This window comes from Ponticoccus litoralis (genome assembly GCF_039769985.1).
Taxonomy (GTDB): domain Bacteria; phylum Pseudomonadota; class Alphaproteobacteria; order Rhodobacterales; family Rhodobacteraceae; genus Ponticoccus; species Ponticoccus litoralis.
Genome location: NZ_JBDNCH010000002.1, coordinates 1,316,242 through 1,339,492 on the forward strand (window position 1 = coordinate 1,316,242; position 23,251 = coordinate 1,339,492).

General features: G+C 68.4%; 21 protein-coding genes and 2 pseudogenes. 13 read left to right on the top strand and 10 right to left on the bottom strand.

Annotated features, from left to right (window positions below):
• Positions 1-72 precede the first annotated feature (72 nt).
• Together ABFB10_RS07550 and ABFB10_RS07555 are read right to left on the bottom strand one after the other, a co-directional pair.
• Complete coding sequence (locus ABFB10_RS07550; protein WP_347166047.1) at positions 73-414, bottom strand: hypothetical protein; 342 nt, start codon at positions 412-414, stop codon at positions 73-75.
• A 622-nt stretch (positions 415-1,036) separates the two neighbouring features.
• Positions 1,037-2,059, bottom strand: coding sequence for an aspartate-semialdehyde dehydrogenase (locus tag ABFB10_RS07555; RefSeq protein WP_347166048.1), 1,023 nt, complete (start codon positions 2,057-2,059; stop codon positions 1,037-1,039).
• A 377-nt stretch (positions 2,060-2,436) separates the two neighbouring features.
• Between ABFB10_RS07555 and ABFB10_RS07560 the strand changes: the two genes are divergently transcribed.
• Positions 2,437-4,332: a polysaccharide biosynthesis protein gene (locus ABFB10_RS07560; protein ID WP_347166049.1), complete on the top strand. Its 1,896-nt coding sequence runs from the start codon at positions 2,437-2,439 to the stop codon at positions 4,330-4,332.
• A gap of 159 nt (positions 4,333-4,491) precedes the next feature.
• On the opposite strand, the gene ABFB10_RS07565 is transcribed toward ABFB10_RS07560, so the two are convergent.
• The gene (locus ABFB10_RS07565) at positions 4,492-5,334 is read right to left on the bottom strand and encodes an LOG family protein (RefSeq protein ID WP_347166050.1); all 843 of its coding nucleotides are present in this window, start codon (positions 5,332-5,334) and stop codon (positions 4,492-4,494) included.
• 71 nt (positions 5,335-5,405) lie between these two features.
• Here ABFB10_RS07565 and ABFB10_RS07570 point away from each other — a divergent pair, with 71 nt between their 5' ends.
• The 5 genes and pseudogenes from ABFB10_RS07570 (at position 5,406) to ABFB10_RS07590 (ending at position 9,603) form a co-directional block, all read left to right on the top strand.
• Positions 5,406-6,323: a threonine/serine dehydratase gene (locus ABFB10_RS07570; RefSeq protein ID WP_347166051.1), complete on the top strand. Its 918-nt coding sequence runs from the start codon at positions 5,406-5,408 to the stop codon at positions 6,321-6,323.
• A 277-nt stretch (positions 6,324-6,600) separates the two neighbouring features.
• Positions 6,601-7,428 carry a 2,3,4,5-tetrahydropyridine-2,6-dicarboxylate N-succinyltransferase gene (gene dapD, locus ABFB10_RS07575; RefSeq protein ID WP_347166052.1) on the top strand — a complete coding sequence of 276 codons (828 nt, stop codon included), beginning with the start codon at positions 6,601-6,603 and terminating at the stop codon, positions 7,426-7,428.
• Positions 7,429-7,708: 280 nt separating this feature from the next.
• Entirely contained in the window at positions 7,709-7,951 is a 243-nt protein-coding gene (locus ABFB10_RS07580) for a GlsB/YeaQ/YmgE family stress response membrane protein (protein ID WP_347166053.1), read from the top strand.
• Positions 7,952-7,984: 33 nt separating this feature from the next.
• Positions 7,985-9,021: pseudogene (locus ABFB10_RS07585) on the top strand (sodium:calcium antiporter).
• A gap of 258 nt (positions 9,022-9,279) precedes the next feature.
• Positions 9,280-9,603 carry a hypothetical protein gene (locus ABFB10_RS07590; RefSeq protein ID WP_206566416.1) on the top strand — a complete coding sequence of 108 codons (324 nt, stop codon included), beginning with the start codon at positions 9,280-9,282 and terminating at the stop codon, positions 9,601-9,603.
• A 40-nt stretch (positions 9,604-9,643) separates the two neighbouring features.
• Here the strand turns inward: ABFB10_RS07590 and ABFB10_RS07595 are convergent, their stop codons facing one another.
• Positions 9,644-10,492 carry a Hint domain-containing protein gene (locus tag ABFB10_RS07595; RefSeq protein ID WP_347166054.1) on the bottom strand — a complete coding sequence of 283 codons (849 nt, stop codon included), beginning with the start codon at positions 10,490-10,492 and terminating at the stop codon, positions 9,644-9,646.
• Positions 10,414-10,716, bottom strand: coding sequence for a hypothetical protein (locus tag ABFB10_RS07600; protein WP_347166055.1), 303 nt, complete (start codon positions 10,714-10,716; stop codon positions 10,414-10,416). Before ABFB10_RS07600 ends, ABFB10_RS07595 begins: the two co-directional genes overlap by 79 nt.
• A gap of 235 nt (positions 10,717-10,951) precedes the next feature.
• On the opposite strand from ABFB10_RS07600, the pseudogene dapE reads away from it, so the two are divergent.
• The 5 genes and pseudogenes from dapE (at position 10,952) to ABFB10_RS07625 (ending at position 16,238) form a co-directional block, all read left to right on the top strand.
• Positions 10,952-12,092, top strand: a pseudogene (gene dapE / locus ABFB10_RS07605) (succinyl-diaminopimelate desuccinylase).
• Positions 12,089-12,520, top strand: coding sequence for a GNAT family N-acetyltransferase (locus ABFB10_RS07610; protein ID WP_430522996.1), 432 nt, complete (start codon positions 12,089-12,091; stop codon positions 12,518-12,520). Before dapE ends, ABFB10_RS07610 begins: the two are co-directional and overlap by 4 nt.
• Entirely contained in the window at positions 12,505-13,089 is a 585-nt protein-coding gene (locus ABFB10_RS07615; RefSeq protein WP_347166056.1) for a TIGR04282 family arsenosugar biosynthesis glycosyltransferase, read from the top strand. Before ABFB10_RS07610 ends, ABFB10_RS07615 begins: the two co-directional genes overlap by 16 nt.
• A gap of 56 nt (positions 13,090-13,145) precedes the next feature.
• A complete protein-coding gene (rnr, locus tag ABFB10_RS07620) occupies positions 13,146-15,458 on the top strand; it encodes a ribonuclease R (protein WP_347166057.1) in 2,313 nt (770 codons plus the stop codon).
• Between the two features lie 75 nt (positions 15,459-15,533).
• Positions 15,534-16,238 (top strand): helix-turn-helix transcriptional regulator, encoded by a 705-nt coding sequence (locus ABFB10_RS07625; protein WP_347166058.1) that lies wholly within the window; start codon positions 15,534-15,536, stop codon positions 16,236-16,238.
• Positions 16,239-16,355: 117 nt separating this feature from the next.
• Here ABFB10_RS07625 and ABFB10_RS07630 read toward each other — a convergent pair whose 3' ends face one another.
• The 5 genes from ABFB10_RS07630 to gpmI form a co-directional block, all read right to left on the bottom strand.
• Positions 16,356-16,742 (bottom strand): hypothetical protein, encoded by a 387-nt coding sequence (locus ABFB10_RS07630; protein ID WP_347166059.1) that lies wholly within the window; start codon positions 16,740-16,742, stop codon positions 16,356-16,358.
• Entirely contained in the window at positions 16,739-17,233 is a 495-nt protein-coding gene (locus tag ABFB10_RS07635; RefSeq protein ID WP_347166060.1) for an RNA pyrophosphohydrolase, read from the bottom strand. The genes ABFB10_RS07630 and ABFB10_RS07635 overlap by 4 nt, the downstream gene beginning before the upstream one ends.
• A 112-nt stretch (positions 17,234-17,345) precedes the next feature.
• Positions 17,346-18,692: a S41 family peptidase gene (locus tag ABFB10_RS07640; RefSeq protein WP_347166061.1), complete on the bottom strand. Its 1,347-nt coding sequence runs from the start codon at positions 18,690-18,692 to the stop codon at positions 17,346-17,348.
• A gap of 7 nt (positions 18,693-18,699) precedes the next feature.
• Positions 18,700-19,818 carry a murein hydrolase activator EnvC family protein gene (locus ABFB10_RS07645; RefSeq protein WP_347166062.1) on the bottom strand — a complete coding sequence of 373 codons (1,119 nt, stop codon included), beginning with the start codon at positions 19,816-19,818 and terminating at the stop codon, positions 18,700-18,702.
• Positions 19,815-21,320, bottom strand: coding sequence for a 2,3-bisphosphoglycerate-independent phosphoglycerate mutase (gene gpmI / locus ABFB10_RS07650; RefSeq protein WP_347166063.1), 1,506 nt, complete (start codon positions 21,318-21,320; stop codon positions 19,815-19,817). Before gpmI ends, ABFB10_RS07645 begins: the two co-directional genes overlap by 4 nt.
• Positions 21,321-21,494: 174 nt before the next feature.
• Between gpmI and ABFB10_RS07655 the strand changes: the two genes are divergently transcribed.
• Both ABFB10_RS07655 and ABFB10_RS07660 read left to right on the top strand, forming a co-directional pair.
• Positions 21,495-22,217, top strand: coding sequence for a MipA/OmpV family protein (locus ABFB10_RS07655; protein ID WP_347166064.1), 723 nt, complete (start codon positions 21,495-21,497; stop codon positions 22,215-22,217).
• A gap of 92 nt (positions 22,218-22,309) precedes the next feature.
• Entirely contained in the window at positions 22,310-23,146 is an 837-nt protein-coding gene (locus tag ABFB10_RS07660; protein WP_347166065.1) for a hypothetical protein, read from the top strand.
• The last annotated feature ends 105 nt before the right edge of the window (positions 23,147-23,251 follow it).

The following is a 23,251-nucleotide window of genomic DNA, read 5'->3' on the forward strand; positions in this document are numbered from 1 at the left end:
GATTGGCCTTCGCGCCCCGGGCCGACGGCGCGGGGCGCGGGTCGGCGCGGGCACTTCTGTCGCGCGCCCGGGTCAGGCCTGCCAGAGCCTGCCCGAGTGTCCGTCGCGATGCGCACGCACGCAGGGCCGCCCAATGCGCCCTGCAATCCGCGCCATGGGCACACCGATGTCGCTGCCGGTGCACAGCGCCTCACCGAGATCGTTGAGGATCACCAGATGGCCCTCGCGGAAGCACAGGTCATAGCCCTTTTCGCCAAGCGCCTCGGCAAGGCTTGCCCAATCGGGCGCGGTTTCGAGGATGGGGGCAAGGAAAAGCCGCAACAGCGCGTTGGTTTCACAATCCAGCGGGGCCGGTAGGCCACCCAAAGACTGAAGGACGGTCCGGTCGAGCCTGAATTCGGTCTGATGGCGCATGATAGGCTCCTTGCCTGCTTTCCTGCTGCCCCTGAACCGAGGGTCGCAACAGATTGCGGCAAAAATTGGACAGGCCATGGCCCGGACGGCGACAGTCGCCCCGCATTTTCACGATTGTGGCAAGGATGCCTTAACCATCCGCGCAAAGGCCGGAGCACCTGAGCGAAACGCTGTCCACGTCATCTGGCGCCGGGTCGCTTCGACCGCCGCCATGCCGGGCAAAGCGGCAAGGCCGTTTCTGGCTGTTGGGCTTGGTTCCCGGGGTCGATCCGCACAACACCTCAGTGCGGTTCGGGCAAGGGCTGCGCGCGGTTCGACCGCGCCGGGCGCAGGCGCCCGGAGCCGCGGCATGCCGGATTGTGTGAGAGAGTAGGAGAGAGATCCGGCACGCCGTGGCGCTGCGTCATCGCGACCGGGGCGCTGCAAACCGCGCTCTGGCCTGACACCATTCCTAGCAGGGCTTGCGGGCAATTGCGACAAGTTTCGGGCATAGTTGGGGCACCCCAAGGCACAGGGCGCCCTATCCGAAAGAGGTATCCGCCCACCGCCTCCCGGCCCCGAAACGCAAACCGAGTCGGTTCGGGGATCCGAACCGGCCGGTCGCAACAGGCTGGAAGAGCCGTCAGCCCTTTTTCAGGCAGCGCTGGCCCAGAACCTCGGCGATCTGCACCGCGTTCAGCGCGGCGCCCTTGCGCAGGTTGTCCGACACGCACCAGAGGTTCAGGCCGTTGTCGATCGTCGCGTCCTGCCGGATCCGGCTGATGAAGGTCGCGAAATCGCCCACGCATTCCTTGGGCGTGACGTAGCCGCCGTCCTCGCGCTTGTCGATCACCATGAGGCCCGGCGCCTCGCGCAGGATGTCGCGCGCCTCGTCCTCGTCGAGGAACTCCTCGAACTCGATGTTGATCGCCTCGGAGTGGCCGACGAAGACCGGCACGCGCACGCAGGTCGCGGTCAGCTTGATCGACGGGTCGATGATCTTCTTCGTCTCCGCGACCATCTTCCACTCTTCCTTGGTCGAGCCGTCCTCCATGAAGACGTCGATGTGCGGGATCACGTTGAAGGCGATGTCCTTCGGGTAGACCTTGCGCTGGTAGTCGTCGGTCGGGTTGTAATGCGCCTTGGTCTGGTCCCAGAGCTCGTCGATGGCTTCTTTGCCCGAGCCCGAGACCGACTGGTAGGTCGACACCACGACGCGCTTGATCTTGGCGCGGTCATGCAGCGGCTTCAGCGCCACCACCATCTGCGCGGTCGAGCAGTTGGGGTTCGCGATGATGTTCTTCTTGGTGTAGCCGTCGACGGCCTCGGCGTTCACTTCCGGCACCACCAGCGGCACGTCCGGGTCGTAGCGGTAGAGCGACGAGTTGTCGATCACCACGCAGCCGGCCTTTGCCGCCTTGGGCGCGAATTCCTTCGTCGGACCGGAGCCCACGGCAAAGAGCGCGATATCCCAGCCGGTGAAGTCGAAAGTGGCAAGGTCCTGGGTCTTCAGAGTCTTGTCGCCAAAGCTGACCTCTGTCCCCAGCGACCGGCGGGATGCCAGCACGGCGATCTCGTCGACGGGAAACCCCCGCTCGGCAAGGATGTTCAGCATTTCGCGGCCCACGTTGCCCGTGGCGCCCGCAACGACAATACGGTAGCCCATACGGCCCTCCTATCGGTTTCGGTGCCCGCGGACAGGGGTCCGCGCGGCTGGCGCGGTGCATACCGCAGCCACGGTACGGGTGAAAGGGCGATTCGCTGCCCGTGGCGTGCAGGAAATTGGCCTGCGCGGGAAACTCTGGCCTCTCCTGAGGCAAATTCCGAGTCCACCGGCGGCTTTTGCGCCGATTCTCGCAAGCGCAGAAATTCCAGACTTGCCGGATTTGTGTACGATACACTAGAAGTCGAAGGAGTTTGGCAGTTTTTTGGCGCCAACAAACCTGCAGCGGACGGTCAAGATCCGCAAAGCCGGTCGCGGCACGCATCCGGGTCCAAGAACGAATACAGATCTGGTGGAACGGGCAGAGGGACTCAATACGGATGCTTTATAACGTCGTGATTGGTATGAGCCGGGCTCAGAAACAAGCGGTTTTCGTGCTTGTCGACGCGATCGTTATCCCCCTGTGCCTGTTCGCCGCGCTTGTCCTTGCGGTAGATGCCACCGCCAATCTCGAAACGCTTCGGGCCGTGCTTCCGCTTGCCGCGATCCTGAGCATTGCCGGGACCGTCTTCGGGTGGCGGATCGGCCTGACCCGCTGCCGGCTGAACGACTACGAGCTGCGCGGCGTGATCCGCACGGCGACCTATTCCGCCACGCTCGGCCTGCTGGGCGCCTCCATCGATCAGCTTACGCTGGGGCTGTTGCCTGCCAGTGTCTTCGTGATCTTCTCGCTTCTGCTGCTGGTTGTCTCGGCCAGCTGGCGGGTGCTTCTGCGTCAGGCAACCGTACAGATCTACCGCAGCCGGCGGGACGTGTCGCGTGTCCTGATCTACGGCGCCGGCCAGACCGGCCAGCAGCTTGTCGCGGCGCTGCGCACCGACGACGCCGTGCAGCCCGTCGCCTTCATCGACGACAACCCGACCCTGCAAAGCCTGATGATCGCCAACCTGCGGGTCTATTCGCCCTCGGCCATCAAGTCCCTGGTCGACAAGAAGGACATCGACCGCGTGGTGCTGGCGATGCCCTCGCTCAGCGCCCCCAAGATCGCCCGTATCGCCCACCGCCTGCGCCACATCGGCTGCGAGGTCCACGCCGTGCCCTCCTTCGCGGCGCTGGTGGGCGAAGCCGAACTGCGTCAGAAGGTGACCCCGGTCTCGCTGCACGATCTTCTGGGCCGCAACCGGCTGGAAAAGGAATTGCCCGGTGTCAGCCACGCCTATACCGGCCGCCGCATCCTGGTGACCGGCGCGGGCGGGTCGATCGGGTCGGAACTCTGCCGCCAGCTGCTGGACTGCAAACCCGACTGCCTCGTGCTGGTCGATCACTCGGAACATGCGCTCTACAGCATCGACAAGGAACTGCGCGAGCTGGGCGACGGGCTGACCGTGGTGCCGGTTCTGGGCTCGGTCCTCGACGAGCCCCTGATGTGCGAGACCATGGCCCGGCACCGGGTCGAGGTGGTCCTGCACGCCGCAGCCTACAAGCACCTGCCGATGGTCGAGCAAAGCCAGAACGTCATCAGCGGCCTGCGCAACAATGTCCTTGGCACGAAGGTCATGGCGGATGCCGCGCGCACCAGCGGCGTCGAGCGGTTCATCCTCGTCTCGACGGACAAGGCCGTGCGGTCGACAAACGTCATGGGCGCCTCGAAGCGGCTGGCCGAACTCAGCGTGCAGGATCTTGCCGCGCGCAGCCCCGGCACCCGCTTTTCCATGGTGCGCTTCGGCAACGTGCTGGGCTCTTCCGGCTCTGTCATCCCGCTGTTCCAGGAGCAGATCCTGAACGGCGGCCCGGTCACGCTGACCGATCCGAACGTGACGCGCTATTTCATGACCATTTCCGAAGCCGCCCGGCTGGTGCTGCTGGCCGGATCCTTCGCGCGCGGCGGCGATGTCTTCGTGCTGGACATGGGCGACCCGGTGCCGATCAAGAAACTGGCGCGCCAGATGATCGAGGGCGCGGGCTACGAGGTCCGCGACCGCGACAACCCCGAGGGCGACATCGAAATCCGCATCACCGGCCTGCGCCCGGGCGAGAAACTGCACGAGGAACTGCTGATCTCGGCGGATATGCTGACGACGCCGCACCCCAAGATCCTGCGCGCGCAGGAAAGCTTCCTGTCCGAATTCGAGGTCGCCACGGCCCTGAAGGACCTGCGCCAAGCCATCGATGCGCGCGACGAGGCCGCCGCGCGCTCTGTCATCGCCCGCTGGGTGGAACCGGCGGCGGCGGTTGCCCCTGTCGAGGCGAAGAAGGTCGCCGAAGAGGCCCTCTAGACCCGACGCGGCCTTCGGACAGGCCGCGTCCCCACCGAAAGCGCCATCGGCAAGGCAAGGCCGAAGACGAAGGCGGAGCGCGGCCCCGGGGCGGCGCGGCACAAGGGTCTGCCCCCGCGCTCAGGCCCCTTCCCCCTGCATTGCCCAGTGAAGACGGAGTTACCGGTCCGGGATATCGCCGCGACGCGGCTGCGGCTCCCATGCCTCGATGATCTCCAGCGCCTCTTCGGCGGTCTCGACAAGCTGGAACAGGCCAAGGTCCTGCTGGGAAATCGTTCCGGCCTCGGCCAGCGCCTGCCAGTTGACGATGCTTTCCCAGAAGTCCCGGCCAAAGAGCAGGAAGGGCACCGGGCGCATGCGGTCGGTCTGGATCAGGGTCAGGGCCTCGAACAGCTCGTCCAGCGTTCCGAAGCCGCCCGGAAAGACGCAGACGGCGCGGGCGCGCATCAGGAAATGCATCTTGCGAATGGCAAAGTAATGGAAGTTGAAGGCGAGATGCGGCGTCACGTAGGGGTTCGGCGCCTGCTCGTGCGGCAGCACGATGTTCAGCCCGATGGAGACGCCGCCCTCGTCCGCGGCGCCGCGGTTGCCCGCCTCCATCACGCCGGGGCCGCCGCCGGTGACGATCACCCAGTCGCGGTTCTCCGCCGCGATGGACTTGCGCGTGATCAGCCGGGCAAAGCTGCGGGCCTCGTCGTAGAAGCGCGTCAGCTCTGCCAGCGTCTCGGTGCGCGCGGTGTCCTTCTTCGCCGGTTCCGGGATGCGCGCGCCGCCGAACAGGACCACCGTGCCCTCGATGCCGTGTTCGTCCATCAGCATCTCGTACTTCAGCAGCTCCAGCTGCAGGCGCACGGGCCGCAACTCGTCCCGGCAAAGAAAATCCTCGTCCGCGAAGGCGAGGCGATAGCTGGGAGAGCGTGACTGCGGCGTGTCCGGGATATGCTTTGCCGTTGCGCGGTCGAGATGCGCGTCGCGCAGCGGATTGCGGCGGTCTTCGGTCATGCGGGCGCTCCTTGTTGGCCTTGGTCCACAGGTATAGCGTGGCGCTTCGGATGACCAGAAGGAGAGCAGGCATGGACTGGCAGAGCGCGATCGAGGCGGCAGCGGGGCGCATTTCGGGGCATGTCGTGCGCACCCCGGTGATGGAGAGCGCGGCCCTGTGGGAACGCCCGGTGGCGCTGAAGCTGGAGCAGATGCAGCACACCGGCAGCTTCAAGGCGCGCGGGGCCTTCAACACGCTGCTGGCGGCGGAGGTGCCCGAGGGCGGGGTCGTCGCCGCCTCGGGCGGCAATCACGGCGCGGCCGTGGCCTTTGCGGCGGCACGGCTGGGCATCCCGGCGCAGATCTTCGTGCCCGAGATCGCCGGTCCCTCGAAGATCGCCCTGATCAAGCGCACCGGCGCCGGGCTGACGGTGGTGCCGGGAGAATACGCCGACGCGATGGCCATGGCGCAACGCTGGGAAACAGAGCGCGGCGCCATGCAGGTCCATGCCTACGACGCGCCGGGAACGGTGGCCGGACAGGGCACCTGCCTGCGCGAATGGGAGGAGCAGGGGCTGGAGGCCGACACGGTGCTGATCGCCGTCGGCGGCGGCGGGCTGATCGGCGGGTCGCTGGCGTGGAACGACGGGCGGCGCAAGATCGTCGCGGTCGAGCCGATCGGCTGCAACACGCTGGCCTCGGCGCTGAAGAACGGCGGGCCGGTGGACATCGGCGTCTCGGGCGTGGCGGCCAATGCGCTGGGGGCGCGGCGGATCGGGTCGATCTGCTACGACCTGGTGCGCCGGGACGGCACGCCGGTGCTGGAGGTGCCCGACGGCGCCATCCTTGCGGCGCAGACGGCGCTTTGGCAGGCGCACCGCATCCTGGTCGAACCGGCTGGCGCCTGCGCCCTGGCCGCGCTGCGCTGGGGCATCTACCAGCCCGAGCCGGACGAGCGTGTGGCGGTTCTGGTCTGCGGCGGCAACGTCGCGCCCGACCCGCTGGCCTAGGGGCGACCGGTGGGGGCGGTTGCCTCCGGCGGAGGTATTTGGACCAAGAAGAAACCCTGGGCGCGCGCGTGTCGGGGAGGATGGCGCCTGCGGCGACGCGGGATGCCTCCGGCGGGGATAATTCCGGACAGAAGAAGGGGCGGGCGGGCGTGGTCTTTCGGCTCTGTGGCATCCCTGCCGGAGTCTGCGGGGCCACGAGGGCGGGGCGCGCGGCATTGCCGGTATCGCCCGCGCCCGCTATAGGGCGTTGAAACCTGATCCGGACCGGGAGGGACAGATGTCCAACGCTCAGCTTGAAACCGCCATCGAAGCCGCCCGGGAGGCGCGCGACACCATCACCCCCGCCACCACGGGCGAGGCGCGCGACGCCATCGAAGAGACGCTGAACGCGCTGGACAGCGGCAAGCTGCGCGTGGCCGAAAAGCAGGCAAACGGCGACTGGCACGTCAACCAGTGGGCCAAGAAGGCGGTGCTTCTGGGCTTCCGGATCAAGGACATGGAAGAGCAGTCCGGCGGGCCGCAGGGCTCTGGCTGGTGGGACAAGGTCGACAGCAAGTTCAAGGGCTGGGGCGCGGAGGACTGGAAAACCGCCGGGTTCCGCGCGGTGCCGAACTGCGTCGTGCGGCGCTCGGCCTATATCGCGCCGGGTGCGGTGCTGATGCCCTCTTTCGTGAACCTCGGCGCCTATGTCGGCGAGGGCACCATGGTCGACACCTGGGCCACGGTCGGGTCCTGCGCGCAGATCGGCAAGGGCGTGCACCTCTCCGGCGGCGTCGGCATCGGCGGCGTGCTGGAGCCGATGCAGGCCGGTCCGACGATCATCGAGGACAACTGCTTCATCGGCGCGCGGTCCGAGGTGGTCGAGGGCTGCATCGTGCGCGAGGGCTCGGTGCTGGGCATGGGCGTCTACATCGGCAAGTCCACCAAGATCGTCGACCGCGAGACCGGCGAGGTCACCTATGGCGAGGTGCCGCCCTATTCGGTGGTCGTCTCCGGTTCCATGCCGACCAAGAACAACCTGAACCTCTACTGCGCGGTGATCGTCAAGCGCGTGGACGAGAAGACGCGCTCGAAGACCGGCATCAACGAGCTGCTGCGCGACTGACCGGCAATCCGCAGGGGCGGGGTGGGGGCTGTCCCCCGGCCCGGTCCTGCACCCGCCGGGCGCGGCGGCCTGTCCCGCCCGGCCCTGTGCGCCGCCCCCTGCGCGCGCAGGCCCGCGAGGGTCTTGGGGGCGGCCTTTCCGGCCCCATCTTCGGCGCCCGCCCGCAGGCCCTAAGGACCGGGACAGCCCTGCCGGGACCCCTTCCCCAAACCTTTCGGGAACCAGACCCCCGCTTCCGCGTTGCAGCTGTGATAGCGCAACACCTTCAGGGGGATATTTCATGGGTCTCGGATTTATCGGATCGATCATTGTCGGCGGGCTGGCGGGCTGGATCGCCAGCATGATCATGAAGGCCGACACCGGCCTGTTTCTCAACATCCTGCTCGGGATCATCGGCGCGGTTGTGCTGAACCTCATCCTGTCGCTGATCGGCATCTACGCCGCCGACGCATGGATCCCGCAGCTGATCGTCGGCATCATCGGGGCCAGCCTGCTGATCTGGGGCTACCGCAAGATCGGCTGACCGGTTGAGCCACGCATCCGAAGGGTCCGCGGCATGATCGCGGACCTGACGACCCCCGCCCTTTTCATCCTTTTCATCGTCACCGCCGCCATCGTCGTCGCGGCCTCGATCCGGGCCACCGGCCTTGCGGACGTCATTGCCGACCGCACCCGCATGGGAGAGGCCATGGCGGGCGGGATCGTGCTGGGCGCCGCCACCTCTTTGTCCGGCATTGTCGTGTCGGTGACCGCCGCCTCTCAGGGCGATGCGAGTTTCGCCGTCTCGAATGCCGTCGGCGGCATCGCGGCGCAGACCCTGTTCCTTGCGCTGGCCGACCTGTTCTATCGCGGGCCGAACCTTGAGCATGCGGCGGCGGAGCCCGCGAACCTGTTCCAGACGGTGCTGCTGATCGGCTTTCTCAGCCTGCCCGTGGCCGCCATGGCCGGGCCGGATGTCTCGGCACTGGGGGTGCATCCGGTGTCGGTGGTGCTGGCCGTGGCCTATGTCGGCGGCGTGCGGCTGACGGCCTGGATGCGGGACCAGCCGATGTGGCGCCCGGTCAAGACCTCGGACACCCGAGCCGACGAACCCGAGGACGAGGACGAGGCCGGCAGGCCCGGCACCGGCAGGCCGCCGCATTCGCCGGTCTGGTCGCGATCATGGGAGCGGCGGGCTGGGTGATCAGCCAGATCGGCACCACCGTGATCGGCCGGTTCGGGTTGTCCTCCAGCATGGTCGGCGCCCTGGGCACGGCGGTGGTGACCTCGCTGCCGGAACTGGTGACGACGCTGACCGCGGTCCGGCGGGGCGCGCTGCAACTGGCGGTTGGCGGGATCATCGGCGGCAATACCTTCGACACGCTCTTCCTGGTGTTCTCGGACGTGGCTTACCGCGACGGGTCGATCTATCACGCCGCCGGAAGGGAAGACCTGTTCTGGCTTGCCACCGGGCTGGTGATGACGGTGATCCTGCTGGCGGGGCTGATCCTGCGCCAGCGCGAGGGGCCGGCGCGGATCGGCGTGGAATCGGTGCTGATGATGGTGGTCTACGCCATCGCCGTGACGGTGGAGATCACCTTTCGCGGGGCGTGACGGCCTGGTGGGGGCGCCGGAGCCGCGCCAACCGCTGACAGGACCGGGCGCTGCCGGACGCGCCTGTCCCCGGCTCCCTGCGCCGCCACCGGGCGCCAAGGCTGTCTTGCATGGCGCGGCTCCGGGACGCCCCACCCTGCGCCAAGGCAACAAACCGGGACACCGGGGGGCATGACGCCCCTGCCCCGGCAACCTCGCGGCAAGCCGGATGCCGCTGTCGCGCTTGACAAGCGGAGCCGCGCGGCGCACTCCCGCGGCATGACAAAGGAAAAGCGCATCCAGCAGGTCTTTACCCTGCTTGTCGAGGTCGGTCGCAAGGCCGGGGACGGTCTGCCGGACAAGGCGACCGGCGCGGCGCTGATGTGCTACGCCTCGGGCGTGGACGAGGCCGAGGCCGTGCGCGAGACCGTCGCGATCCTGAAACAGGCGGATATGGCGCCGCTGGACGTGACCGGCTACGGCACGCCCGAGGAACGCGAGGCCGCCGGGCAGGAGATCGAGGACGACGAGCGCGAACTGATGGCGCGCGCGCTGGCCGAGAACGCGGTGATCGTGGCGCAGGTCTCTCCGTTCTTCGACTGACGGGAAGGGCCACGCGCCCCGGGCATCCGTCAAAGGCCGGTCAGGCGGCGCGCGCCTCGGCAAGGGTGATCGCCTCGAAGGGCCGCAGGATCTTCAGCCCCGCGCGGGCATGTTCAGGGATCAGCCCCGGCGGCACATCCGCAAGAAGCGTCCTTTGCAGGAATTCCCGGCGGCGGCGCAGGCGCCCGACATAAAGCGTTTCCAGTTCCGCCTCGGCGGAGATCACCGGCTCGTGCCCCGGCAGCAGAAGCTGGTGGTAGCGGACGAGGTCATGACCTTCCTCGTAGACGGCGGCAAAGCCGTTCACCAGCGCCAGCGCCGGGATCAGCACCGCCTGCCGCCCGAAGATGTATTCGACCTCCGACCCGCCGATCACCATGCGCTGGTAGGGTGCGACCACCAGATCGCGCGTCAGGCCGAAATAGGGCGCCCGCAGCCGCACCGGCCGGAACGAGCCAAGCGCGGGCATCCGCCGGGTCACCCGCGCCAGAACCGGCACCACGCCTGCATTGCGGGTGGTCACCGTATCGCCCAGACGCAGGTCGCCGGCGCGGCGGTAGCCCTGCGGGGTCAGCACCGGCACCTGCGCCACGAGCCCCGGCATCGGGCCGACCGGCTCCACCGCCTCCGAAACGGCGTGGAAGATCACGTCCGGGTCCCGCGTCACCAGCTGCGGGCGGTGGCACAGGGTAAAGACATCCTCCATCAGGAAGGGCGGCGGCGGCGGCGTCTCGGTCGTGTCGACGGTGTCGGTGCCCGGCTGCTCGACCGTCAGCCAGCCGCGCCGCGCCTCGCTGTCCCATGAAAAGGTCACGCGCAGCAGGTCGACGCGGCTGTCGTTGCGGCGTTCGAGCACGGTGTGGAAGACCTCGCCACCCTGATCCAGCACGAGAATGATGCCGCCCCCGGCATGGCCTGCACAGAGATGGTGCCGGGCCGGGGATGTTCGCGGCGGTAATAGAGCAGCGTCTGCGGGCGCTCCTCTGGCGGGACGCGGGTCTCGATCATGATCGAGCCGCGCGGCATCAGGACATGCCGCTCTGGCGCGGTGGCCGCGACGCGGCGGGGGCAGGTCCAGGCGCGGCCCTGTCCACAAAGCCCGATCCAGCTCATCGCGGTAGGATCCCGGCGCGGGGGGAATGCGGGGTCATGGCCTGTCGTCCTGCTCTGCGGGCCGGTCGGTGCCGGGCCTCGTCGTCTGTTTTGCCCAGCCTAGCACGCCCCGCCCCCGCCCCGCCATGGCGCGGCGCGCCCTGCCCTTCCGCCGCGCCCGCTGGTGCAGTTGCGCCACATTTGCCAAGACCGCGGGCAGCGGGTAGCCAAGGGGTGACCCGCCGAAGGAGCCCCCATGACCGATCCCGTCGCCCTGACCGCCCGCCTTGTGCGCTGCCCCTCTGTCACGCCCGAGGAAGGCGGCGCGCTGGTTGCCCTGCAAGAGCTGCTGGAGGGGGCGGGCTTTGCCTGCACGCGGGTCGACCGCAACGGCACGCCGAACCTCTTCGCGCGCTGGGGCCAGAAGGGCCACGTCCGGACCTTCGGCTTCAACGGGCATACCGACGTGGTGCCGATCGAGCCGCCGCGAGGACTGGACGCAGGACCCCTTCGGCGCCGAGATCGTGGACGGCTTCCTCTATGGGCGCGGGTCGACGGACATGAAGTCCGGCGTGGCCGCCTTTGCCGCCGCCGCCGTGGATTTCGTGACGCAGACGCCGCCCGACGGCGCGGTGATCCTTGCCATCACCGGCGACGAAGAGGGCGATGCCAACGACGGCACCACCGCCCTGCTGGACTGGATGTCGCATGAGCAGGAGCGCATGGCCGTCTGCCTTGTCGGAGAGCCGACCAGCCCCGACCACATGGGCCAGATGATGAAGATCGGGCGGCGCGGGTCGATGTCGGCCTGGTTCGAGGTGGAAGGCGTGCAGGGCCATTCCGCCTATCCGCACCGCGCGGTGAACCCGCTGTCGGCCATGGCCCGGCTGATGGACCGGCTGGCCTCGCACAAGCTGGACGAGGGCACCGAGCATTTCGACCCCTCGACGCTGGCGGTGGTGACCATCGACACCGGCAACCCGGCGACCAACGTGATCCCCGGCAAGGTCACGAGCTGCGTCAACATCCGCTTCAACGACACGCATACCGGCGCCGCGCTGTCCGAGTGGCTGCGCACAGAGGCGGCGGCGGTGGATCAGGCCTTCGGCACGCGCACCGGCCTGCGGATCAGCATCTCGGGCGAAAGCTTTCTGACGCCCCCGGGGCCGCTGTCGGATCTGGTGGCCCGCGCCGTCGAGGCCGAGACCGGCGTCACGCCGGAGCTGTCCACCACGGGCGGCACCTCGGACGCGCGCTTCGTCAAGGATCACTGCCCGGTGGTGGAATTCGGCCTCGTGGGCAAGACCATGCACGCGGTGGACGAACGGGTCGAGGTCGCCCAGATCGGCCAGCTGAAGGCGATCTACAGCCGCATCCTGACCGAGTATTTCGCGTGACCGTGACGGTCCGGGCCACGGAGGACCTTGCGGCCTGCCACGCGCTGCGCCGGGCGGTCTTCATCGACGAACAGGGCATCCCCGAGACCGAGGAATGGGACGACCTCGACGCCACCGCCCTGCACCTGCTGGCTCTGGACGGTGGCACGCCGGTGGGCACCGCGCGGCTGCTGGTCGCGAAGGGCACGGGCCGGATCGGGCGCATCTGCGTCCTGCCCTCGCACCGGGGCACCGGGCTTGGCGCGGCGCTGGTGCGCGAAGGCATCGCGCGGCTGACTGCCGATCCCCGTGTCCGGGGCATTGCGCTCAGCGCCCAGGAGTACGCCATCCCCTTCTACGAGCGGCTGGGCTTCGTGCCGCGCGGGGACAGCTACGACGACGCCGGCATCCCACATCGCCACATGGTTCTGGAATGCGCGGCACCCTGATCGTCATGGTCAAGGAGCCGCGCCCGGGCCGGGTCAAGACCCGGCTGGCGCGGGATATCGGCGTGATCTCCGCCGCCTGGTGGTTCCGCCACCGGGTCCGGCGGCTGTTGCGCGACATCCGCGACCCGCGCTGGCGCGTGGTGCTGGCGGTGGCCCCCGACCGCGCCGTCGCGACACGCGCCCTGCCCGCCCTGCCGCGCATCGCGCAGGGCACCGGCACGCTGGGGGACCGCATGGCGCGCGCCCTGCGCGCCGCCGGGCCCGGCCCGGTCTGCCTGATCGGCGCCGATATTCCCGGCATCAGCCGCGCCGCGCTCTGGCGGGGCTTCCGCGCCCTGGGCGACCACGATGTGGTCTTCGGCCCCGCGACGGATGGCGGCTACTGGCTGGTCGGGGTGCGGGGCGGCGCCCGCCTGCCCGCGACCCTCTTCGACAACGTGCGCTGGTCCACGCCCCATGCGCTGGCCGACAGCATCGCCTCTGTCCCCGGCGCCCGCATCGCCCTTGTCGACGAACTGGCCGACGTGGACGAGGCTGCCGATCTTCCGGGCAGCGCGTCCCTGCCCTAGCGATCCCCGGCGCGAGGCATCTTCGCATTGTCACGCGCCCGTGCTACCTGAGGGCCATGACAAAGCTGCCCACCAAGCCGGAAATCCTCGACTGGATCGCCGCGAACCCAACGCTGACCTCGAAGCGCGACATCGCCAAGGCCTTTGGCATCAAGGGCGCGGATCGCATCGACCTCAAGCGCCTGCTGAAGGAGCTGGAGGCCGAGGGCCATCTGGAGAAGCGCAAGAAGACCTACCGCGACCCGGACCGGCTGCCGCCGGTCAGCGTCCTGCAGGTCAAGGCGCCCGACGACAACGGCGATCTCTATGCGCAGCCGCTGGAGTGGCACGGCGAAGGGGTAGAGCCGGTGGTGCTGATCGTGCCGCGCGCCAGCGACCCCGCGCTGGGGGAAGGCGACCGCATCCTTGCCCGCCTTCAGGTGGTCCACGAAGAGGACCACAATTACGAGGCCCGGCTGATCCGCCGCATCGGCGCCAGCCCGCGCAAGATCGTCGGCATCTTCCGCAAGAGCGCCGAGGGCGGGCAGATCATGCCCATCGACAAGGGCAGCGACAAGGAATGGACCGTCGGCCCCGACGCCGCCCTTGGCGCAAAGGACGGCGAACTGGTCGAGGCGGAACAGGCCGGACCGGGCGGGCGCATGGGCCTGCCGCGGGCGCGCATCACCCTGCGGTTGGGCGACCCGTCAGAGCCGCGCGCGGTCTCGCTGATCGCGATCCACCAGCACGGCATCCCCGACGACTTCCCCGCCGACGTGCTGGAAGAGGCCGACAGCATGAAGCCCGCCGGGCTGAGCGGTCGCACGGATCTGCGCGACATGCCGCTGGTGACGATCGACCCCTCGGACGCGCGCGACCACGACGACGCGGTCTTTGCAGAGGCCGACGACGACCCGAAGAACCCGGGCGGCTGGCGCCTGTGGGTGGCCATCGCGGATGTGGCGCATTACGTGACGCCGGGGTCCGGGATCGACCGCGAGGCGCGAAAGCGCGGCAATTCCAGCTACTTCCCCGACCGCGTCGTGCCGATGCTGCCGGACCGGCTGTCGGGCGACCTGTGTTCGCTGCACGAAGGCGTGCCGCGCGCCTGCATCGCGGTCTGCATGACCGTGGACCGCGACGGCAACAAGCTGCGGCAGAAATTCCTGCGCGGGCTGATGCGCTCGCCCGCCTCGCTGACCTACCAGCAGGTTCAGGCGGCCATCGATGGCCAGCCAGACGAAGCCACCGGCCCGCTTCTGGAGCCGGTCCTGAAGCCGCTCTACGCGGGCTATGCCGCGCTGAAGGCCGCCCGCGAAAGGCGCCAGCCGCTCGATCTGGACCTGCCCGAACGCCGGGTCCAGCTGGGCGAGGACGGCAAGGTGACCTCGGTCGATTTCGTCGACCGGCTGGAGGCGCACAGGCTGATCGAGGAATACATGGTGCTGGCCAATGTCGCCGCCGCCGAGACCCTGATCGCCAAGAAGACCCCGCTTTTGTTCCGCGTCCACGAGGAACCGCCGCAGGACAAGCTGGAATCCTTGCGCGACACGGCGCAGGCCGCCGGGCTGACGCTGGCCAAGGGGCAGGTGCTGAAGACCGAACACCTCAACCGGCTGCTGCATCAGGCGGCGGGCACCGACGAGGCCGAGCTGATCAACCTGTCGACCCTGCGCAGCATGACGCAGGCCTATTACACGCCGAAGAACTTCGGCCATTTCGGGCTGGCGCTGCAGAACTATGCGCATTTCACCTCTCCGATCCGGCGCTATTCCGACCTGATCGTGCACCGCGCGCTGATCACCGCGCATGGCTGGGGCGACGACGGGCTGACGGCGGAAGAGATCGACGGGCTGGAAAAGACCGGGCAGCACATCAGCGACACGGAACGCCGCTCGATGATGGCCGAGCGCGACACCACCGACCGCTACCTTGCCGCCTACCTGTCGGACCGGCTGGGCGCCGAGTTCACCGGCCGCGTGTCGGGCATCGCCAAGTTCGGCCTCTTCGTGAAGCTGGACGAGACCGGGGCCGACGGGCTGGTGCCGATCTCGACGCTGGGCAACGAGTATTTCCACTTCGACCGCGAGAGCGGCACGCTGATGGGCGCCGACAGCGGGCGCGAGATCGGGCTGGGCATGCGCGCGCGCGTCAAGCTGGTCGAGGCGGCGCCGGTCACCGGCGGCATCGCCTTCGAGCTGCTGGAGCTTGACGGCGAGGAATACGAAAGCGGGCGCGGCGGCGGGTCGTTCCGGCGCGGGCGCCCCCGGGGCGGCGGCGCGGGCCGGTCGCGCGGCGGGGCCTCGCCCAAGCGCAAGCTGGCCAAGGCCAAGACCAAGGACGCCAAGACCAAGCGCAAGGTCAGCCGTCAGCGCCGCGCCAAGACCTGAGGGCGCCGGGGGCGGGCCAGCCGGTCGCACCCCCTCTTGCCAGTTTCTGGCAAGAGGGTAGAGGATACCGCAGCCATGTCCCGCACCCACCGCCTTTTCCAGCTGATGACCGCCCTGCGCTGCCTGCCCGCGCCGGTGACGGGGCAGCAGCTTGCCCGGGAAACCGGCGTGTCCACCCGCACACTGTACCGCGACATCGACACGCTGCGCAGCCTTGGCGCCGTCATCGACGGCGAGCCGGGCTTTGGCTACCGGCTGATCGAAAGCGCCCATCTGCCGCCTCTGGGCTTCGACGACGACGAGTTGGAGGCGCTGATCGTCGGGCTGCGCGAGGTCACGGCGGTGGGCGATCCGGCACTGGCGCAGGCCGCCGGAACGGCGCTGGCCAAGCTGCGCGCCCGCCTGCCCGAGGCGCAGGCGCACCGGCTGCGCCACGCGGTGCTGACGGCGCATCGGTTCAACCTGCCGCCCGCGCCGACCATCGACGCCAAGGCGCTGCGCAAGGCCTGCTGGGAAGAGGAGCAGGTGGTCTTCGACTACGCCGACAAGGCAGGCGCGGCGACCCGGCGCGAGGTCATGCCGCTGTCCATCGTCTTCTTCGAGCAAAGCCACTGCCTGATGGCATGGTGCCTGCTGCGGCAGGACTTTCGCATGTTCAGACTGGACCGCATGACCGGGCTGGAGCGGTCGGGCCGGTCCTTCCGGCCACGGCGCGTGTCGCTGTTGCGGGACTACATGGCGCGGATGCAGGGCGACTGCGGGCCAGACATCCGGACCTGACGTCCGGGTGTGATCAGAACTGGCCGCCCTCTGCGCAGGGGCCACCGGCAAAGCAGGCATGCACCGCGTCCAGCAGCGCGGGCGCGGGATCGCGATACAGCCACTGCCCGCAGGGCTCTACCTGCACGATGCGCTTGCCATCCTCGTGCCGGAGGAAGGCCGGTATCGGCCACCGCTCTGCGCCCCGCCGCACCATGACAGGTAGCAGGAGACGCGCAGCGTGACATTGCCCTGAAACGGCTGGACAAAGCCCTCGGGGCCAAGGAAGCGGCCCACCATCTGCGCGCGCAGCTCTGTCGGGGCCTTCGGCTCTGCCTGCTGGTCCAGCGGCACCACGGGCAGGCGGCTTTCGTCGAAATCAAGACGTCCGACCACGGCGCTCCAGCGGTCCTCGCTTGCGTGGGCTTCCTTGAAGTCGCGGATCGGATCGGGGGCGATGCAGGACAGGGCCTGCGCCTGAGAGCCCAGCGTGAGCGTCAGCAGAAGCGCCAGCGCGCGTTTCACAGGTGGTCCCGGAAGGCGTCGATCACCTGCTCGTAGACCGCGCGCTTGAAGGGCACGATCTGCGACAGCACTCGATCGGCGGACAGCCAGCGCCATTCGGTGAATTCCTGATGATCGTCCGCGTCCAGACGGATCTGGTCGTCGCTGCCGTGGAAGCGCAGCAGGAACCACTTCTGTTCCTGCCCCCTGAAACGGCCCTTCCAGATGCGTGGCACGATGTCATGCGGCAGGTCGTAGGCGATCCAACCCTCGGTCTCGGCCTCGACGGTCACGAGGTCCGGCGTCACGCCGGTTTCCTCGGTCAGTTCGCGCAGGGCGGCGGCACGCGGGTCCTCACCCTTGTCGATGCCGCCCTGGGGCATCTGCCGGGCGGGCGGCTCGTGCGGCTGCCGGTCGGCGCGCTGGCCGACAAAGGCCTCGCCCGCGGCGTTCACCAGCATGACGCCGACGTTGCGGCGATAGGGCAGTTTCGCGATGTCGTCGGGGGTCATGGGCGCGGGCCTCTGCCTGTCTTGCACGGGGACGGCGGGCCGCTGCCCGCCCTGTGGGCCGCCGGCATGGGCCGGCGCCGGACAGGGGCGGACCAGGGCCCGCCCCGACCGATCAGTTCTTCGGACCGAGGGCCGAGAGGCCCTTGAGGATGTCGATGGCATAGGCCAGCTGGTAATCCTCTTCGCGCAGCGCCGCAGCCTGCTCGGCCTTTTCGCGGTCGGCCTCGATCTGCTTGATCTCGTCCTCGGTCAGCGAGTCGTTGTCCAGAGAGCCGCGCAGGTCCGCCTCGGAGCGCGAGAACAGGCCGGTGTCCTCCTCTTCCTCCTCTGCATTCCGGTCACGGCGCGGCTGCGCCACGACGATGTCGGGCGACACGCCAAGCGCCTGGATCGAGCGGCCCGAGGGCGTGTAGTAGCGCGCCGTGGTCAGGCGCATGGCCCCGTCCCCGCGCAGCGGCATGACGGTCTGGACCGACCCCTTGCCGAAGCTCTTGGTGCCCACGACGATGGCGCGGCGGTGGTCCTGAAGCGCACCGGCGACGATTTCCGACGCCGAGGCAGAGCCGCCGTTGATCAGCACCACGATGGGCTTGCCCTCGACCAGATCGCCCGGCACCAGCGTTTCCGAGTTGTAGCGGTCGCCGTCCGCCGGGTCGCGGCCCCGGGTCGACACGATTTCGCCCGCCTCCAGGAAGGCATCGGAGACCATGATCGCCTGGTTCAGCAACCCGCCCGGGTTGTTGCGCAGATCCAGCACGACGCCGTTGACGTTCTCCAGGCCGCCCAGTGCCTCGATCTGTTCCTCCAGCCCGTCGCGCATGTTGGGATAGGTCTGTTCGTTGAAGGTGGTGACCCGCAGGACCACGGTGTCGCCCTCTGTCCGGGTGCGCACGGCGGTCAGCTTGATGGTGTCGCGGATGATCGAGACGTCGAAGGGCTCGTCCTCGCCTTCGCGCACGACGGTGATGACGATCTCGGAACCGACCGGCCCGCGCATCATGTCGACCGCCTGATCGAGCGTCAGGCCCAGCACGCTTTCGCCGTCGACATGGGTGATGAAATCGCCCGACTCGATGCCCGCATCCTCTGCCGGGGTGCCGTCGATCGGAGAGACGACCTTGACGAACCCCTCTTCCTGCGTGACCTCGATGCCAAGGCCGCCGAATTCGCCGCGCGTCTGGACGCGCATGTCGGCGGCGTCATCGGGGGGCAGATAGCTGGAATGCGGGTCGAGAGAGGTGAGCATGCCGTTGATGGCGGCCTCGATCAGGTCCGAGTCGTCGACCTCTTCGACATATTGCGCCCGGATCCGTTCGAAGATGTCGCCGAACAGGTCAAGCTGTTCGTAGACACTGGGCGCGCGGGACGTCTCCTGCGCCAGCAGCGGTCCGACGAATTGCGTGGTCGCGACGACAGAGGCCACTGCCCCGCCCGCCGCTGCCATCAGAAATTTCTTCATACTCGAGTCATCCCTTGTCGGTTGCGAACCACCTCAGCGGATCGTCGGGCACGTCGCCCTCTCTGACCTCTATATAGAGCGTTTCCGAACGCCCGGCGCCAGCCCCCTCACCCGAAGGTGACAGGACATCCGCCGCTTCTCCACCCATCAGGCCGATGGGGCTGCCCGCGGGCAGAACCTGCCCGGCTTCTCCATAGATCACATCGAGACCGGCGAAGACAAACAGAAGATCGGCCTGCGGTTCGAGGATCATCACCAGCCCGTAGTCCAGCAGCGGCCCGGCATAGCGCACGGTCGCGGCGGTGGGCGTGGTGACCAGCGCGCCGGGGCGGGTGGCGATGACCACGCCGGGGCGGCTGACCCCGGCGGCGTCGCGGTCGCCCGCCTGCCGCAGGACGGTGCCGCGCACCGGCAGCGGGATCGTGCCCCGCAACCCCTCGATGGCATCGGTCGGCGCGGCGCCCTCGCCCTCGGCGATCTGGCTGAGGCCCGAAGCGAAGCCCTGAAGCGTTTCCGTGGAGGAGATCAGGATGGCGGTCTTGATCGGGTCTTCGGAGAAGCGTTTCGGAAGATCCACGCGGTCGGCGATGGCCTGCGACAGTTCTGTACGCGCCTGCTGCACGCCCGACAGGCCCTCTTCCAGCGTTTCGGCGGCATTCTCCTGAAGCGCGCGCAGGGCCGAGACCTCTTCGAGGTCGGCCCGCAGCTCGGCGGCCCGCCCCGCCAGCGCCGGGGTCACCGCGGCCACCAGCATGCCCGCGCGCGCGCTGCCCAGCGGCCCCTGCGGATGCAGCAGCGTCTGCGGCGCGGCGCGACCGCCGACCGAGGACAACACCCCCAGCAGCTGCGCCACCTCTGCCTCTTGCGAGGCCAGCTTGCGGCTGAGTTCGGTCTCGCGCACCGCCGCCGCGCGCAGGCCCTCGCGCATCGCGGCCAGCCCGTCCTCGTAGGCGCGGATCGTGTCGGTCAGCGCCGCGACCCGGTCATTGCCCGAGTCGGCGGACTGCAGCAGGACCGAGGCCGCCTCGAGCGCCTCGGCGGCCTTTTGCGCGGCATCGCCGGCGGTCTGCGCCTGCACCTGCGCGGCCCCGGCGGCCAGCGCAAGGATCAGCGCAAGGCGCTTCATGCGATCAGGCTTTCGCCCGTCATCTCTTCGGGCTGGTCCAGCTCCATCAGCTGCAGAAGCGTCGGCGCCACATCCGCCAGCCGCCCGTCGCGCAGGCGCGCGCCTTCGGGGCCGCCATACAGGATCACCGGCACGAGGTTCGTGGTATGGGCCGTATGCGGGCCGCCGGTTTCCGGGTCCACCATGGTCTCGCAATTGCCGTGGTCTGCGATCACCAGCAGCGCGCCGCCGGTCTTTTCCAGCGTGGCAACCACCTGCGCCAGCCCGGCATCCACCGCCTCGCAGGCCTTGATGGCGGCCTCCAGATCGCCGGTATGGCCGACCATGTCGGGGTTGGCGTAGTTCACCACGATCAGATCGTAGCCATGCTCGATCGCCTCGACGAACTTGCCGGTCACCTCGCCCGCGCTCATCTCGGGCTGCATGTCGTAGGTTGCCACCTTGGGCGACTTGGGCATGAAACGGTCCTCATGCGGCTCGGGCAGTTCCTTGCCGCCGTTGAGGAAGAAGGTCACATGCGGATACTTCTCTGTCTCGGCAAGGCGGAACTGGGTCTTGCCCGCCTTTGCGACCCATTCGCCCAGCGTGTTGACGATCTTCCGCTTGGGATAGGCCGTGGTCATGTAGCCGTTATGCGCGTCGGAATATTCGACCATGCCCAGCAGCGCCGAAAGCGCGGGCTTGTCGCGTTCGAACCCGTCGAAATCGGGCGCCCCGATGGCGGCGAGGATCTCGCGCGCGCGGTCGGCGCGGAAGTTGACGAAGAACAGCCCGTCGCCCTTGGCGAAGCCGCCATAGCCGCCGACGGTGAAGGGTTCGACGAATTCGTCGGTCTTGCCCGCCTCGTAAGAGGCCTCGATCCCCGCGACAGCCGCGTCCCGGTCGGGCGCCCTGCCCTCGCAGACGGCGCGCCAGGCCTTTTCGACCCGCTCCCATCGCGTGTCCCGGTCCATGGCGAAATAGCGCCCCGACACGGTGGCCACAAAGGCGCCCTCGGGCAGGGCCTTTTCAAAGGCTGCGACCTGCGCGGCGGCGCTTTGCGGCGCGACGTCGCGGCCGTCGGTGATGACATGGACGGCAACGCGCAGCCCCTGTCCGGTCAGCACCTTGACCGCCGCCAGCATGTGATCGGTATGGGCATGCACGCCCCCGTCCGAGGTCAGCCCCATGACATGGGCGGTGCCGCCCGCTTCCTTCACCTCGGCCGCGAAGCCGAGGATCGCCTCGTTCTCGAAAAAGCTGCCGTCCTCGATGGCAAGGTCGATCTGGCCGAGGTCCATGGCCACGACGCGCCCGGCGCCGATATTGGTATGCCCGACCTCGGAGTTGCCCATCTGCCCGGTCGGCAGGCCGACATCCGGGCCATGGGTGATCAGGGTGGCATGCGGGCAGGTCTGCATCAGCCGGTCGATGGTCGGCGTCTTCGCCAGCACCGGTGCGTTGTTCGCCGGGTCCTCGCGCAGGCCCCAGCCGTCGAGAATGGTCAGGATGACGGGTTTCAAGTGCGGCTCTCCGTGCTGTCTGGCCCGGGGTTTAGCAGGCGCGCGCCGGGATGTGGAGAGCCTGCAACAGCGCAGCACGGGGGCACGCCCCGCAGGGTTTTCCGGATCTTCGCATGGGCTATGGTTAAAGGCAGCCACCCCGGGCGCCCCGCCCGGCGCCCGGGAGTCTGCCCCATGCGTACCGCTGCCCTCACCGCCCTTGCGCTTGCCCTGCCGCTGGCCGCGCAGGCCGAACAGCTGACCTTCGAGATCGGCGCAGGCGTCGGCGCCGCGCCCGCCTACGAGGGCTCGGACGACTACAAGGCCGGGCCAAGCCTGTCGGGCAGCGTCAGCCGTCTGGATTTCCTGTTCTTCAACATCGACCGCGGCGACGGTCTGGGCTTCGGCTTCGGCCCGTCCTTCCGCCTGCTGTCAGAGCGCACCGAGAACGACTACTCCCGCCTTGCCGGGATCGACGATGTCGACACGGCGCTGGAACTGGGGCTGAAGCTGTCCTACCGCTGGCAACAGGCCGAGATCTTCGGCGCGCTGCGGAAGGGCGTCACGGGACACGACGGGCTGGTTCTGGACCTTGGCGGCGACGCGATCCTTGCCGCCGCCCCGCGCACCGAGGTCCGCGTCGGCCCGCGCCTGAGCTTTGCCAACGACGCCTATGCCGACACCTATTTCGACGTCCCCACCGGGGCCGCGCTGGCGGCATATGACGCCGACGCCGGGCTTTACGCTTACGGGCTGGAGATGTCGGTCCGCCACGATTTCAACGAAAGCTGGGCGGTGCAGGGCACTGTGGGCTGGACCCACCTGACCGGCTCCATGGCGGATTCTCCTGTGGTGCAGGAACGCGACTCCGACCGCGTCAGCGTGCAGGTGATCCGGACCTTCGACTGGCGCTGGTGAGAACACTCCGGCGGTCCGGTTCAATTTAGTGTTGCGAGGTTCACCCTGCCGTTGTTCATTTGACCCAACGGAAGAGGAGGAAAACCGCTTTGATGGATTGGTTGAAGGCAGCCGCGGTCGGGGCTGCCACAGGTGGCGCGGTTCTCATATCCTATGCCACCTATCAGCAGCAGTCGGACTCGGGTGTCGCCGCCTACGCTGAACGCATCCGTGCAAACGAGATGAGCATTCAGAACAGCACAACCAAGCTGGAGGATGCGGCGACCGACTTGAAGACCCTGACCCAACGACTGGAAAGTGTCGCGAGCATCACCCAGAATGCCGTGGTTCGCGCGGAACTGGATGAAATCGCTGACCGGCTGAAGGCACTGGAGAACCGCCCGTCAAGCGGTGGCTCTGCCTCCGCGGAGCAGGTCGCGGAAATCCTTGCGCGCGACTACGCGGATGTCCTGCGCGGGCCACGTGGAGAGCGCGGACCGGCAGGGCCACAAGGCGCAGAGGGGCCCGCAGGGGCTGCCGGAACGAGCGGCGGAACCGGCGATCCGACCCGCCCGATCCAGATCTCCGCGAATTTCGAAAGCGATTTTCCGGCGCAGTATTGGGGCGGCTCGAAAACCGAGTTGCTGGGCTGCAAGAACGGCGGTGGAAAGATCCAGTGCTCGTTTATACTGACACCGGATGAAGACCTGACGTTCTCCAACCATGCGGAGTACAACAGGATCGCATTGGCAGATGGGTCTTTCGCGACAGCTTCCAGAATCACATTGGCGGGTGACAGTTCAGACAACTGGGTCAAGGTGCCCCTGATCGCCGGCATCCCGTCACGATATGACGTTGTCTTCAGTGTTACCGACAACGCTGAAGGTGTGCTTCTGCTCGAACTCGGTGGCAGCAGCAAGATCAGCTGGCGCAACGTCCCCTATTCCTGACCGACAAAGCGAAGGGCGGCACCGATAGACCGGGCCGCCCTTGTTGCATTTACAATGTCGGGTCGTCGCCCGCCTGATGCTGGACGGACGCGCCGCCCGACTGTC